Below are 14,530 nucleotides of genomic sequence, written 5' to 3'. Positions count from 1 at the left end.
ATGAAACCATTCTTTTTTATATTTTCTCTTTTCGTTTTACTGCTCACTGGTTCTGCGGCGTCGGGGCAAGGTAATTACGCAATCTCGGGCAATGTCACCGATGATAAAGGCGCTCCATTAAAAAGCGCTACCGTGTTTATAAGCGGCTCTCAAAAGATCATGATGTGCGATGCCGGGGGCCATTTTAAATTTGAGCATTTAAACGTGGGCAATTACCAGCTTACGGTAACCATGATAGGCTACGTCACTTTTTCGCAAAACGTTGCTATACAGAATAAATCGGCACATGTAGATATTCAGCTTAAAATACAAGATAACCAGTTGGCCGAGGTACGTATTGGCGGAAAGGACAACTTTGAAAAACACTACCAAACATTTAAGGAGCTATTTCTGGGCAAAACCAAAAATGGCAGAGCCTGCACCATTATAAATCCAAGGGTGCTAAACTTTTCTACCAAAAAAAAGATATTATTTGCCGATGCCAGTGATTTCCTGATTATTGAAAACCCAAGGCTGGGCTATCGCATTAAATATCTCTTAAAGCAATTTAGTTATAACTCCAATACCGGCATCACCTTATATACCGGCGAAACTAATTTTGAACCCATGAAAGGTACTCCACAAATGCAGGCCACATGGGACAAGAACCGGTTGGCAGCTTATAAAGGTTCGCTGATGCATTTTTTACGTTCAGTTTACCGCAACCGGGTGTTAAGAGAAGGCTTTATTATAAACCCGATACTTGAACGTGATGACAGTAACCCGCCAATAATAACCTACGATGCAAGGCCGGTAGCTTTTGATACTTTAAGGCGAATAGTGGATTCATCATTCGTTGGCCTTCGTTTTAAGCGCCTGTTATACAGTTACGACCCCAGCCGGGCTAAAACTATTCAAACCAATATTACCACACCGGTATTAAAAGAGAGGCTTGTAGACAATGATATTACTCAGATTACGCTCTTTAACGAAGAAGCTATTATTGACCAAAACGGCGCTCATCGCGACTACCGGGATTTTTTGGTTGAAGGCAGCCTCGGCGCCAACCGGGTTGGCGATCAGCTGCCGTTTGAGTATCAGCCGCCAAACCTAACCCTTGTTACACCATGAAAACCTTGTACTTAACCTTATCACTTTGTCTTTTGTTGCTAACGCGATTGACAGCTTCGGCACAAGATGATTTCTCCATATCGGGAAAAGTCACTGACGAGAATAACACACCGCTAAAAAGCGCTACCGTTTTTATTAGTGGTTCGCAAAAAATTACGATATGTGATGACCAGGGCAGTTTCAGATTTGACCATCTAGATGCCGGCAACTATCAATTAACGGTAACTATGATTGGCTATTTCGCTTATTCGCAGCCCGCTTCTGTTACGGGGAAATCAACCAACATTAATATTAAACTTAAGACAAAGCAAACAGTATTAAAACAGGTTAATATTGGCAAAGACAATTTTGACGCCCGCTTTAAAACATTCAGAGAAGCTTTTTTAGGTAAAACAAAAAATGCGAACGACTGCATTATTGTCAACCCGCATGTAATAAACTTCAGCACAGAAAAGGGCCTGTTGCTGGCCGATGCCGATGACTTTTTGATTATTGAAAACCCCAATTTGGGCTATCGCATTAAATATCTTTTAAAAAATTTTGGTTACAACGCCAAAACCGATGTTACCCTGTATGACGGCGAAACCAGTTTTGAACCGATGAAGGGCACTGCTAAAATGCAGAAGAAATGGGATAAAAACCGTTTAGAAGCTTATCGGGGTTCATTCATGCATTTTTTACGCTCGGTTTATCAGAATACGGTTTTAAAAGAAGGTTTTGTGATCAACTACATTTTTGGCCCACATCCTATAGGGTCTCTATGTATATATGACGACCGCGCTGTGGGATTTGATTCGTTGGTTCGGACTATAGATACCTCTTTTGTAGCTTTTAAATTTGAAAAGCTGCTGTTTACTTACGATCCGCTAAAAGCCCGGTCTGCAGAAGTCGATATTGCCCGCTATCCCAGGTCTGTTGCCACGCCTATTGTTAAAATGCGGACTGTAGGACCTTGGATGACCATTATTTCGCTACATGCAAATGAGGCTATAATAGACAGACGAGGCGCCCACCGCGATTTCCGCGACTTTTTAATTGAAGGCGACCTGGCCAAATACCGCGTAGGCGATCAGCTGCCGTTTGAGTATCAGCCACCGGCAAAAAATTGATATATTTACTTTATGACCTTATCTGTCCCAAAAACCTGGTTATTTACGCTCCTGGCTGTTCTAATGTCGGCCTTTGCATCTGCACAGACATTTATACCGGTTAACGGTACCGTGGTCGACGAAAAAGGCGAATTGGTAAAAGGCGCAACGGTATTCATCAGCGGCTCGCAGTTTAATACCGTTACTGATGAAAAAGGCGAGTTTCATATTAACAGTCTCACTGCCGGCTCTTATCAGCTCATTGTACAATTAATAGGTTACGAGATATTTGACCGCACGGTAATATTACAGGACAAACCGGTTGAGGTTAATGTGCCGCTTATTATTAAACCCATAGCCCTGGCAGAGGTTACCATAGGCCCCGGCGATGCCTGGGACAGTTATTTTAACCTGTTTAGGGGGCAGTTTTTAGGCACATCTCGCTTTGCTGATGGCTGCGAGATATTAAACCCCAGGGTATTGAGTTTTAACTACAACAAGTCAAAAGGTGTTTTAACTGCCCAGGCCAATGATTTTATATTGATAGATAATAAACGCCTGGGCTATCATATACGTTATTTGCTGCGCGATTTCCAGTTTACAGTAAATGGCAATACGGCCATTTTTGACGGCGACGCTTTGTTTGAAGAAATGGAAGGCTCAAAGGGCCGGCGCGAAGACTGGGCCCGCAACCGTTATGACGCTTATAAAGGATCGCTTATGCATTATTTACGCGCGGTATATGCCAATAATACTTTAAAAGAGGGCTTTATTACTAATTCGCTCATTAAAGGTTATTTAAAAGCCGACGGGGATGCAAACGTGCCCTGGGTAACTGTCGATACGCGCCCCATACAGTTTGACACCTTGATACGAAAGATTGATACCGCATTCGTCTCGCTCAGAACAAATCAACTATACGTAACCTATAGCCCTAAAAAGGCGGGGTCATTTAAAACAGATTTAAAATTGGCGGCTTTGAAAGATATCCGGCTGGACAACAACGGTACCGAGTCGACCATGGTGAAGCTTCCGTTTAAACAAGCCATCATTGACCGCCGCGGTAATTATACCAACTACCGCGCGTTTTTTATTCACGGCGACATGGCCAGCCGTCGTATAGGCGATAAACTACCTTTTGACTACGAGCCTCCGGTTAAGTGACCGGACAACTGTAAATTCAATCCAGTATTAAACAGCAATAATGTAAGCTTTTTTAGGACGGGTCAAACCTTCAAAGTGTTTCACCAAAAGGTGTTTCACTCATTTTTTGGCTTATTTTCAAAAATCGCTTAAAACACTTAAATTCAAACATTTACCCATATTAATTTAAAGCTTTACTACTGTTTCAAAGTGTTTCACCCTATTTTGTTAATAAATTAACAATCAGTTACTTAACACTAAAAGGTGTTTCAAAGTGTTTCACATTTTTTGAAACACCCGGGCAACCAAATTTTACGCTTGTATGTCGCTTACTTTAAAACATTAAGAATACTTTTGAGATAATTAAGTGTAACCGAATGCTATCAGAACCAACCTACATACCGGCCCGCATGGTAGCGGCCACTATTGAAGATCATTTTTCTATACACCTGGACAACGCCCGCGACAATGGCGAAAGCAACCTTGCACATAAACCTGAGGCCAGTATTATAGAGTCAGTAATAGATGTAGCATTCTGGGCCAGCCTGCGTAAAGAGGAAGGTCATCCGCCCAAAATCTCAATAGCCATACTCAAGCCGGAGCAAGCCAGCCACCCGCTGATATTTGGCAACCGTATCAGGCTTACACCGCACAACCTTACCAAACTGGCGCCGGCGGTTGAAAGCCCGGGTATTCACCTGGGTGTTTGGTTAGAAAACGACGAGCTTTACGTTTGGGGTACTACACTAACCATACCCGGTATTTGCTTTGTGCTGGAGGTTGTTGAGCCGGGCCTGCTGGTAGTTAAACATAGCCGTACCGATGGTTTTGGCAAGTTTCTGAATATAGCCGTATTGCAAGGCGACGATATTAAAATCATAGATGAAGAAAACACCGGTATGCAGGGCTGCCCGGCGCTGTTTGACTCGCTGCCCGCATTGGCCTCGCCATTTGTAAACGGCTCAGTGAATTTAATGGTTGAGCTGGCTGCGTCCATGCGTAAACACGGCCGCGGTGGCCTGGTAGTAATCGTCCCTGAAAATACGGATACGTGGGCCGAGTCCATTGTTCACCCTATGAACTATCCCGTTACACCCCCTTTTAGGGGCATTGCCAAACTCATGCTTCAAGACCGCTGCGAACGTGCTAAAACAGATTGGCAGGAAGCGCTGCTACGTGCCATAGATATTGTTGGCGGCTATACCGCAGTCGATGGCGCCACCATATTAAACCGCAACTACGAATTATTGGCCTTTGGCGCCAAAATAGCGCGCTCAGGCATGAGCACACCGGTAGACCAGATCATAACCACCGAACCGGTACTGGGCGGATCGCCGGTAACGTTGCATCCCAGCCAAAACGGCGGCACCCGCCACCTGGCGGCAGCACAGTTTGTGTTTGACCAGCGCGATGCCGTCGCTTTAGTAGCCTCGCAGGATGGCCGGTTTACGATCTTTGCCTGGTCTGAAGCGCTGCAAATGGTGCACGCGCACAGGATTGATATATTATTACTATAGAAAATTGTCATCCTGAACGTAGTGAAGGTCTTATACGCTTTGCGTTTACAACGTATAAGATTCTTCGCATTGCTCAGAATGACAAATTGGGTAAACCTACTTCTCCAAAAACCCCTTCAAGCTTGTACCTGTAATATAGGTCCAGCCCTTGGCAAAGCTTTCCCGGGCAAATGATGGATTGTCTTGCGGGAAAGTATGTAAGCCAGTGTGTGTTAAGCGCAGGCGGGTTTTGCCATCACCTTCATCAAATAATTCTATAGCAACCAGCGAGTCGCCCGGGTATTCTTCATAACGCCAGGTGTACGATAGTTTTTTTAATGGTACAACTTCCTGAATGACACATTGGTGCCAAAATGTTACCCCCTTATCCGTCCCGCTAAAGCGGAATTTAAAACCAACCTCGGGTTTAAAGTCCTCCAACTGAAAATACCATTGTTTCAGTTTTTCATTATCGGTCAATGCCTCCCAAACCTTATTTACCGGCGAGTTGTAGGTTTGTTCAATTACAAAAGGTTCTTTGCTCATAATCTATATTTTTAAGGGATTATCTATTTGTCCAGAAACTCGGCAAGCTTACCGGTAAGGTACGTCCAGCCACCCAAAAATTTATGACGGCCATACATAGGGCTGCCTTTGGCTATTTCTTCCAGTTCGCTATGGGTCAATACCAATTTGGTTTTATCTCCATCAGGAAACAATGCAAAGCTTACATACGATTTCTGCGGATAGCCCTGGTAAATGAACGAGTAAGTCAATTTTTGCATGGGCACTACTTCGGTAACTACACATTCGTGCACTACCTTCACGCCGTTATCATTGCCCGAAAAGCTAAAGGCAAATCCGGGGGTAGCTTTGAAATCCTCAAGCTTAAAAAACCATTGGTTCAGTTTGTCAATATCCGTAAGCGCATCCCACACCCGCTCGACGGGGGCATCGTATGTGCGCTCTATAACAATTACTGCAGTATCCATAATTAAAGTTTTAAAGTGATTATTTTGGTGATTGTTTCTTTTCTTGTTCAAGGAAAGTGCCCAAAGCATCCAGCTTTTCGGTCCAGAATTTCTGGTAGCGTGCGGTCCAGTCGGCCACTTGCTTTAGCTTGCCAAAGTCGGCGTGGCAATACCGCTCGCGGCCCTGCTGGGTAATAGTAACGAGGCCGCATTCGGTCAATATTTTGATATGCTTTGAAATAGCCGGGCGACTGATCGAAAACTGATCGGCTACGTTATTTAAATTTAATGAACGCTGGGCCAGCATGCCAATGATCTCTCTGCGGGTTGGGTCGGCAATTGCCTGGAAAACATCTCGTCTCATAAAACAATCGGCATAAATAGTAACCGAATGGTTACAAATATATAAGTAACCATTCGGTTACGCAAATTTATTTAGTTTTTTTTCGAAATGATGTATTTCAAACAAAGACAGTAATATTTAAGTAAAGATGCCAGGCCAGAACGCCTTGAGAAGGTATAATTTTGCTAATAGTTCATCCTGGGCTTGCCGAGAGATAGTTAAAGTGCGGTTAACAACCCCCGCCCACATATTCTCCCCCGACAAGCTCAGCATGAAAAGGCGATGCGAATTTAAACACTCAGGTTGTAAAATCCACCTTTTTTAGTATAAAATTTATATTGAAAATCATTGGCTGATTTTGAGACCTTTACACCTGGTATACCAGGATGTAAGGCGTTGGGAGTTCTTAGCCTGCATTCTCCGCCGGCCAATGATTTAACTGTCAGTTTAACAAGCTTACCATTTTTCCATTGCATGTCTATAATTTCAAAGTCGCCACGAGCCATGAGGCCCTGCGCGCGGCCACTGGCCCAAGCTTTTGGTAGCGCAGGAAGTATCTGAATTTCGCCGGTTTGGCTTTGGAGCAGCATTTCGGCAACGCCGGCAGTATAGCCAAAATTACCGTCGATCTGGAATGGCGGATGCGCACAAAGCAGATTGGCATAAATACCTCCGCCATTGTTATAATCGATACCATTGCCTCCTACAGGCGTAATAAAATTCTCGATAATGGTATGAGCATGATCGCCATCCTGAAGACGCGCCCAAAAATTGATTTTCCAGGCCATTGACCACCCGGTTGAGGCGTCGCCACGAGCCAGTAAACTCACTTTTGCAGCATTTGCCAGCTCAGGTGTTTTTATAGTACTGATTTGCCTGCCAGGATGCAAACCAAACAGGTGCGACACATGCCTATGATTATCTTTAGGGTCGTCGCGGTCAGTCTCCCATTCTTGCAACTGCCCCCATTTGCCAATTTTGGGTTTTAGCAGATGCTCTTTCAAATCGGCAATATGGTTGCGATAATCTTTATCGATACCCAAAACATCTGCCGACTCAATATAATTGGTAAACAGATCGTACACGATCATCTGGTCATAAGTCACCCCATCCTCGGTAGGCCCGTGCTCAGGCGACCAGCCCATCGGCGATACCAGCGTACCGTCAGGACGATGTTTTAAATGATCATCCCAAAACTCTGAGATCTCTTTCAATATTGGGTAGGCAAAGTTTTTCAGGTAAGCTTTGTCCTTGGTAAAGGCATAATGTTCCCAAATGGCCTGCGCGTACCAGGCGCTGGCCGGTGGGTTCCATAAATAGCTTTCGCCGCCCATGGGGTTGCTTTCTGTACGCAGGGTCCAGCCGCGCACACCGGGATATTCTTTTTGCGTGTTGATCTTCCTGATCTCGCGAATGGCATTGATATGATCGAGGTATGGAATGGCACATTCGGATAAGTTAGTCGGCTCGGCCGGCCAGTAGTTCATTTGGATATTAATATTGGTATGATAGTCGCCGCCCCAGGGTGGGTTATTGCTTTCGTTCCACAGGCCCTGCAGGTTTGCCGGCAACCCGCCTTTGCGCGATGCGCTGATCAGCAGATAACGTCCGTATTGAAATATCATAGCTTCCAGATCCGGATCAAGCGTCTTTTTATAATTGATTAGCCGTTGCACGGTTGGCAGGGCCATAGTAGCGGCTGACGTCGTTCCCAAACTCAGATGCACCCGACTATAAAAATGTTGATAATCGGCGATGTGTCTGTGCAATAAAGCAGCGTAAGGTTTGGCAGCGGCAGCTTTCAGGATGCTATCAATTTTAATTGATGGTGCTTCCCCTCTCCAATGTGTGGCCCGGCTATTTTTAAAATCGGTAGCGGCCGTAAATAAAATAGTTATAGCATCGGCATTGCTGATCTGTATCTGATCGCTGACATTGTTGCCGATATTCTGCATTCCCATATATTTGCCACCTTCCAGCTTTATCAAAGCCGTAGCCTGATATTGCATACCGTTGGATAATTTACCGCTAAAAGTAAGCCGGCCACCCCGCAATTCTGTTCTATTGGTACGTGTATCTGCTAAACGCAATACACCTGATAATTCGCCTTTCTTACTTGCAGTATAGCGTAGTACCATTACTTTATCGGGGAAACTGCAAAAGTATTCGCGCTTAAACTTTACACCGTCTTTAGTAAAACTAGTGGTATGTACTGATCGACTCATATCCAGTTCTCTGCGGTAATCAGCCGGGACATTATCATCCGCAGCTTTATCAAAATCGAAATATAAATTACCAAAAGCCTGGTAAGCACCACGGTCATGCTCATCACCCACCCAAAGTGTATTGTCATTAAACTGGATCTGCTCGTGGTTGATACCGCTAAATATCATCCCGCCTATGCGGCCATTGCCTATAGGGTAAGCGTCCGTCATCCAGGTTTTGGCCGGGTGGTTATCCCACATTTTCTGAGCGTCGGCGTGGTCAATAATCGTTAATAATAAAATACCGCACAGGCATAATTTAAGGCTATTTAGCTTCATGATGGCTATTTATAAAGGGCTTTGGTCAAAGCTAATTAAATATAAAGGCCGCTTATTAAGGCTTTTATTCATTTCATTACTTGATTTTGCCCTGCGCTGCGTCAGGGTTTTGTTTCAGGTAAATACGGTACAGTTCAAAGAAGTCCGGTGCCTGAAGCAATTCGATATTAGGGTCGAGCTTTTTCAATTCAGCGATAACCTGCACATACCAGCTTGGGCTTTTCAAAATATTTCTAAACCAGTGGAAGGGCACGTTGCGCGCATGCACCCTGTCATAAATCATCCTGGCAGCGGCTTTTGGGTCGCCATCATTCACATCAGCGTCCGACCGCAGCACCGGCATATTGCCGTGCAATAAGGTTAAAGGTACCTTTTGCGGCACAATACCATTCGGGCTAAAAGCTGCGTAAGCGTCCAGCCCTTTTTGATTGAGGCCGGGTGCTTGTCCATCAATAATAAAGCCGGTAATGGTTAATCCCCATTTTTGATAGTAAGGTTTATTATGGGCCGCCCAGGCATCCAATCCATCGGGCAAACCTGATAGCGAACGTGGCGCCTGTAGCATGCCCGGCATTAAATAACCGGCTCCATTATCGGCAGCAGCGAAATAGTCATTAGCAGTTGCCGTCTCGCGGCGATAGTCCAATGCCATCGGAACACGCTCTGCCAACACGGGGCTTATGCACCACATCATGGGTACTTTGCCTCGATTAGGGTCGTCCCACAAAGTAGGTGTAGTTTGCGACACCCATGACGAAGCATCATAATCGCCCACATAAAATATCACGAAGTTACGCCCTTTGTAATCGATCTTGCCGCCGGCAGTCAGGTATCCTTTTTGTTGCAGTTTGGCAGGGGTAGTCCAGTTTTGTCTGTATTCTTTTTTAAGCGGATAATGCTGCCAGAACGAAGCATTTGCCAACGCGCCGTAGCCAATAGCATCGGCATCTTTAAAAGCGTTGTATGCGCTGATAATGCGCGAGTACTCCCACTCGGTGGCAACGTCCTCATGTTTGCCTTGCGCATGTTTGGTATACTTAAAGGCCCAGGGCGGGAAGCCACCCAGATAGGCATAATCTTTTCCATTATTTTGTCGGTAAGCGGTTAGAAGTATTTCTTTCAGCGTTTTCACATCGGTACCAATTTCCTGACCGGGGTCATCGGTCGCCGACTCATCTCCCCAGGGACTCAAATCAAAAAAGAAACCGCGCCTGCTAATGAAGAAATCGTGATTGGAGAGCGTATGATGATTAGGATTAGCCAGGAAAGGATTTTTTAACCACTGCTGGTCGATATAGTAAGCTCCATATTTGGTGTTCATTTTACCCGGCTTCATGTATTTTTCCAAAAACCACAGGTAAGCATCATCTTTAGCAGAACCGCTTGATGCCCGAGCCGTGCCCGGAATAATACCTTTGCCGGTAAACAGTGACGAACCGTCTTTATTAATCAAGCTAATGCGAACAGGAATTTTCGGTCCACCGGTAATAATTTTAGAATAGAGGCTTTGCGGGTCGGTATCATAGCGTACTACAATCAAATCCTCAACTCCGGCTATTGATGAAGCCACATTGCTGGTAGCCGGCACATTAGGGTCATAAACTACAGCACCTCTGATCTTATTTTTATAGGCCCATATCAGGTCGACGGCATTTTTGTACAATATGGTATCGCGCCGGTTCAGCCACTTGCCGGGCGCGCGATATTTGTTCCACCAATAACGATCGATATCGGCGTTGCCATTTTTGATGAGGAAGATGTAAAGCTGTGGTGTTGTACGGTTAACTATACCTTGCAGGGAGGCTACGGCATGCACATAATCCCAGGCGTCGTTTATAGAGCGTTGGTTTCCGCGCTGAAATTGCAGCGTCCATTGCAGATCGATCATAGCAACAGGCGGCAACTTTTTTAGCTGGCCAAAAACGGCATTTAAGCTCAGGGCAAGCAATAGCAGCGCAAACAGATTTTTTTTCATCAGGCAAAATATAACTGGCGTAGCAAATGTAAGCTTTGCGGTAATTATTTAATGTGGCTATTATTATGATTTGATGAATAAAATTTGTTTTTTTGGCTATAAAATAAAACAATCGCTCAACCCGGCGATCGTCAAAACCAATTAAGCTATTAAACAATTTATTCATAACTAATTAATGCATCAGGTTGCAATGAACATTTTTGCGGCCCGATGACTAACCAACTAAACAAATGAGCCAAAAAGCAGCATTTACCGAGAAAAAATTCGTTGTCACGTTTATTTTCGTTACGTCGTTGTTCCTGATGTGGGGTGTATTGCACGCCATGAGCGACGTGTTGAATAAACACTTTCAAACTGTATTAAACATCTCTATTGCCGATTCAGGATTAATCCAGTTCTCGGTATTCGGGGCTTATTTTATTATGAGTTTCCCGGCAGGTTTATTCATGAAAAAGTTCGGTTACAAGCCGGGGGTAATTTTAGGGCTACTGCTATTTGCCGGTGGTTTGTTTCTGTTTGTTCCGGCTGCAAATGCACAATCATTTACCTTTTTCAGGATAGCCTTGTTTATAGTTGGTTGCGGTATGGCGACATTGGAAACCGTTGCACACCCGTTCGCCGCTTCATTGGGCGACCAGCGCTCAAGCGATTTACGTGTAAACTTTGCGCAAACCTTTAACGCAGTTGGTACCATTATCGGCCCAACCATAGGCGGTTTCTTTCTATTAAGTGGCGATACTGTAAAAAACACCGACCTTACCTCAGTAAAAACTTTATACGTAAGTATAGGTGTAGTGGTCTTACTAATTGCACTGGCCTTCGTATTCTTAAAAATACCGGCATTAACTGATCCGCATGATGCTACACATGCTGACGACGAAGGCGCATTGAATGTTGATTCAGAACCGGCAAAACCCTTGAGTTCGCACCGTCATTTTGTTTGGGCCTGCGCGGCACAGTTCTTTAACGTGGCGGCACAGGGCGGTACCTGGGCTTTCTTTATTAACTACGGCACCAATGTTATGCACTTTAGCGATACCAAAGCGGCGTACTTTATGAGTTTGTTTATGGGGATGATGTTGCTGGGCCGTATTGTGGGTACTTCATTGATGACCGTTATTGCACCTAATAAATTACTGGCAACTTTTGCCGCAGGTAACATACTAATGTGTATTATAGTTGCACAACATTTAGGCTGGCCGTCATACATTGCTTTATTGATGATCAACTTCTTCTTCAGTATCATGTTCCCAACCATATTTAGTTTGGGACTGAAAAACCTGGGCAAACACACCCAACAAGCCTCATCATTTATTGCGATGGGTGTTGTGGGCGGAGCTTTCTTCCCATACATTATGGGTCAGATTGCTAACCATGACGTAGCTACTGCTTACTATCTGCCAATTATTTGCTACGTAGTGATATTTTTATTCGGCTTTAAATTTTATAAAGTTAAACACGCTTAAACGCAGTTTTAAGTATAAAATACGAAGCCGCCCGTTGAAAAATGGGCGGCTTTTTTTGTCGCTAAAAAAAATATTAAAAAAAACAACCTACCTATTGTATCGTACGAAATTTTTCCTAGCTTTGGTTTATGGAACATCGTAAAGAAGACGAAAACAAAAAAGCAGAGCCGACCAAAGCCGAGTTGGAAATATTGCAGGTGCTTTGGCAGCACGGCCCATCAACCGTACGTTTTGTAAACGAAAAGCTGAATGAGCAGCGCGACGTCAATTATACCTCGACCCTAAAACTCATGCAGATCATGGCCGAGAAGGGCAGCCTGAAAAGAGACGAGAGTCAGATGAAACACATCTACCACGTAGCCGAGGAAAAAGAGAAAACTCAACACCAGTTATTAGACCGCTTTGTGGACTCGGTTTATCAGGGATCGGCGGGTAAACTGGTGATGCAACTGCTTGGTAACAAAAAAGCAAGTAAAGAAGAACTGGACAGCATCCGCAAAATGCTGGACGACATTGAAAAAAACAACCTATAAACCTTTAAAACCTGAGAAGATCATGGCATTTTTAACCATCACATCGCCCGCAACCGAGCGCTTTGTTAGCGCACTTTGCAACACTTTAGTACATTCATTGTGGCAAGGCCTCATACTGGCTGCCCTAACCGGATTGATAATACTGTTTACGCGCAAGCAAAGCGCGGCTATGCGTTATAACTTGCTTATTGCTGCACTGACCCTGTTTGCCGTTGGTGTGGGTGTGACCTTTGCGTTGCAGATGCATGAAACACAACCATTGCTTACCGGCACCATTATACACAGTAACGCTGTGGCTGGCGGCGCCATACAGCTCAATTTCGCAGCTCCCAACCAAAGTATTGCTGACATCTTATATAATTATCTGACCGAAAACCACAATACCATCGTTACGATATGGTTCCTGATCATCTGTGCTAAAAGTATTCAGCTGGGGGTAGGATTGATAGGGGTGCGACGCTTGAAAAACACCGAAGTTAACCAGGTGAGTGCTGAATGGTATAACCGCCTGCAACAGTTGGCTGAGGGCCTGGAAATCAAAAAGAGCGTTGCCTTTTTAGAGTCGGGATTGGTCAGGGTACCTATGGTGATAGGCGCTTTTAAGCCGGTAATATTAATCCCCATCGGCTTGTTAACCGCTTTAAGTGCCGAGGAAGTAGAGGCCATCTTAGTGCACGAACTGGCCCACATTAAACGCTGCGATTATTTGGTAAACCTGCTGCAAAGTTTAATGGAGATTTTGTTCTTCTTTAATCCGGCTGTTTTATGGATATCACAGCTTATCAAGGCTGAGAGAGAAAACTGCTGTGATGATATGGCCCTTTCACAAAGTAGTAATAAGGTGAGCTATATCCGTGCGCTGGTTTCGTGCGAGGAATATCAAGCATCGGTACCGGCTTACGCCATGGCTTTTGCCGGCGATAAAAATACTTTGGTTAGCAGGGTGAAGCGCATGGTAAGCAATCGTAACAGTTCGCTTAATATTTTCGAGAAAACTGCTTTGGCAGTTTGCCTTGTGGTATCAGGGCTATGCTTATCAGCTTTTGGTCAAAAAGCTAACCGGGAGTTTATTACCAAAACTGTATCGGAGGTGATTAGCCATATTCAAAACGAAAATATAGCTAAATCTGAGAAGCGGGATTTAGATAAGTATCTTAAAAAGCCGGAAGCTCAAAGGCAACGATTAGATCCGGAGGCGAAGCAAATCAATTCGGCTGTTGCCGAGGTTACTAATGAAACCGACGCGGGCGCTCCTGATACCGGCAAGAAACATGTAAATGTTAATATTAATCTGGATTCGATGCACCTGGCGCCTATCAAACTGGACTCTATGAAAATACATATGGCACCTATCAAGGTAAATACCAAAGTTAAATTAGATTCGATGAAGATGCATATGGCACCTATTAAGGTAAATTTGAATAAAATGACTGTCTATCAAAAGACAAATTTGAATGTTGATACCGACATCGTTTCAACTAAATCAGTCCTTGATATGAATTTACCTTCAGGCAGTCATTACAATCCGCCAAAGGCTTACGCACCAAATACTCAATTGTCTGCCAGACATAATTCAACCTTTTCTGCTAGGGTGATAAATTCACGGCCAACTTCTTCACCATCGCCCGATACAATTAAAGGAGCCAGGATCAAAGTCCAGCCTAAATTCGACATCGCCGATGCGTTATATAACGCTCATGTAATTAAAGACAAAAAGAACTATCAACTTATTTTAAATAATAAGGAAATGACAGTGAACGGCGTGAAGCAGCCCGAAAATATTCATCAAACTTTTCTTAAGTACTATCTTAAAAAACCGGGTGATCACGTTGATCTGACCGTCGGCATAAGTAATTGAAATA

At 44.3% G+C, this 14,530-nt stretch carries 12 protein-coding genes; 7 read left to right on the top strand and 5 right to left on the bottom strand.

All coding sequences use genetic code 11. From position 1 onward, the window contains the following. From ACFS5N_RS13625 to ACFS5N_RS13610, 4 genes are all read left to right on the top strand, one after another. Positions 1 to 1,110, top strand: a complete 1,110-nt coding sequence (locus ACFS5N_RS13625) for a carboxypeptidase-like regulatory domain-containing protein (RefSeq protein WP_377186410.1) — start codon at positions 1 to 3, stop codon at positions 1,108 to 1,110. Further along, entirely contained in the window at positions 1,107 to 2,219 is a 1,113-nt protein-coding gene (locus ACFS5N_RS13620) for a carboxypeptidase-like regulatory domain-containing protein (RefSeq protein WP_377186407.1), read from the top strand. The genes ACFS5N_RS13625 and ACFS5N_RS13620 overlap by 4 nt, the downstream gene beginning before the upstream one ends. A gap of 12 nt (positions 2,220 to 2,231) precedes the next feature. Continuing rightward, positions 2,232 to 3,362, top strand: a complete 1,131-nt coding sequence (locus tag ACFS5N_RS13615) for a carboxypeptidase-like regulatory domain-containing protein (RefSeq protein ID WP_377186404.1) — start codon at positions 2,232 to 2,234, stop codon at positions 3,360 to 3,362. 356 nt (positions 3,363 to 3,718) lie between these two features. Further along, on the top strand, positions 3,719 to 4,858 hold the full coding sequence (locus ACFS5N_RS13610) for a putative sensor domain DACNV-containing protein (protein WP_377186401.1): 1,140 nt from the start codon (positions 3,719 to 3,721) through the stop codon (positions 4,856 to 4,858). 96 nt (positions 4,859 to 4,954) lie between these two features. On the opposite strand, the gene ACFS5N_RS13605 is transcribed toward ACFS5N_RS13610, so the two are convergent. From ACFS5N_RS13605 to ACFS5N_RS13585, 5 genes are all read right to left on the bottom strand, one after another. Beyond that, on the bottom strand, positions 4,955 to 5,383 hold the full coding sequence (locus ACFS5N_RS13605) for an SRPBCC family protein (RefSeq protein ID WP_377186398.1): 429 nt from the start codon (positions 5,381 to 5,383) through the stop codon (positions 4,955 to 4,957). A gap of 23 nt (positions 5,384 to 5,406) precedes the next feature. Next, on the bottom strand, positions 5,407 to 5,829 hold the full coding sequence (locus ACFS5N_RS13600) for an SRPBCC family protein (protein ID WP_377186395.1): 423 nt from the start codon (positions 5,827 to 5,829) through the stop codon (positions 5,407 to 5,409). Between the two features lie 19 nt (positions 5,830 to 5,848). After that, entirely contained in the window at positions 5,849 to 6,172 is a 324-nt protein-coding gene (locus ACFS5N_RS13595; protein ID WP_377186392.1) for an ArsR/SmtB family transcription factor, read from the bottom strand. 269 nt (positions 6,173 to 6,441) lie between these two features. Then, positions 6,442 to 8,694: a glycosyl hydrolase family 95 catalytic domain-containing protein gene (locus ACFS5N_RS13590; RefSeq protein WP_377186389.1), complete on the bottom strand. Its 2,253-nt coding sequence runs from the start codon at positions 8,692 to 8,694 to the stop codon at positions 6,442 to 6,444. Between the two features lie 76 nt (positions 8,695 to 8,770). Further along, positions 8,771 to 10,669, bottom strand: a complete 1,899-nt coding sequence (locus ACFS5N_RS13585; protein WP_377186386.1) for a GxGYxYP domain-containing protein — start codon at positions 10,667 to 10,669, stop codon at positions 8,771 to 8,773. A gap of 230 nt (positions 10,670 to 10,899) precedes the next feature. On the opposite strand from ACFS5N_RS13585, the gene ACFS5N_RS13580 reads away from it, so the two are divergent. From ACFS5N_RS13580 to ACFS5N_RS13570, 3 genes are all read left to right on the top strand, one after another. Continuing rightward, positions 10,900 to 12,135 (top strand): sugar MFS transporter, encoded by a 1,236-nt coding sequence (locus ACFS5N_RS13580; protein ID WP_377186383.1) that lies wholly within the window; start codon positions 10,900 to 10,902, stop codon positions 12,133 to 12,135. A 128-nt stretch (positions 12,136 to 12,263) separates the two neighbouring features. Then, positions 12,264 to 12,668: a BlaI/MecI/CopY family transcriptional regulator gene (locus ACFS5N_RS13575; protein ID WP_377186380.1), complete on the top strand. Its 405-nt coding sequence runs from the start codon at positions 12,264 to 12,266 to the stop codon at positions 12,666 to 12,668. 22 nt (positions 12,669 to 12,690) lie between these two features. Then, positions 12,691 to 14,526, top strand: a complete 1,836-nt coding sequence (locus ACFS5N_RS13570) for a M56 family metallopeptidase (RefSeq protein WP_377186377.1) — start codon at positions 12,691 to 12,693, stop codon at positions 14,524 to 14,526. Positions 14,527 to 14,530 lie beyond the last annotated feature (4 nt).

The organism is Mucilaginibacter ximonensis (assembly GCF_042686265.1).
Taxonomy (GTDB): Bacteria; Bacteroidota; Bacteroidia; order Sphingobacteriales; family Sphingobacteriaceae; genus Mucilaginibacter; species Mucilaginibacter ximonensis.
Note: the sequence above shows the minus strand (reverse complement) of the source record. Positions and strands in the feature narration are given on the sequence as shown.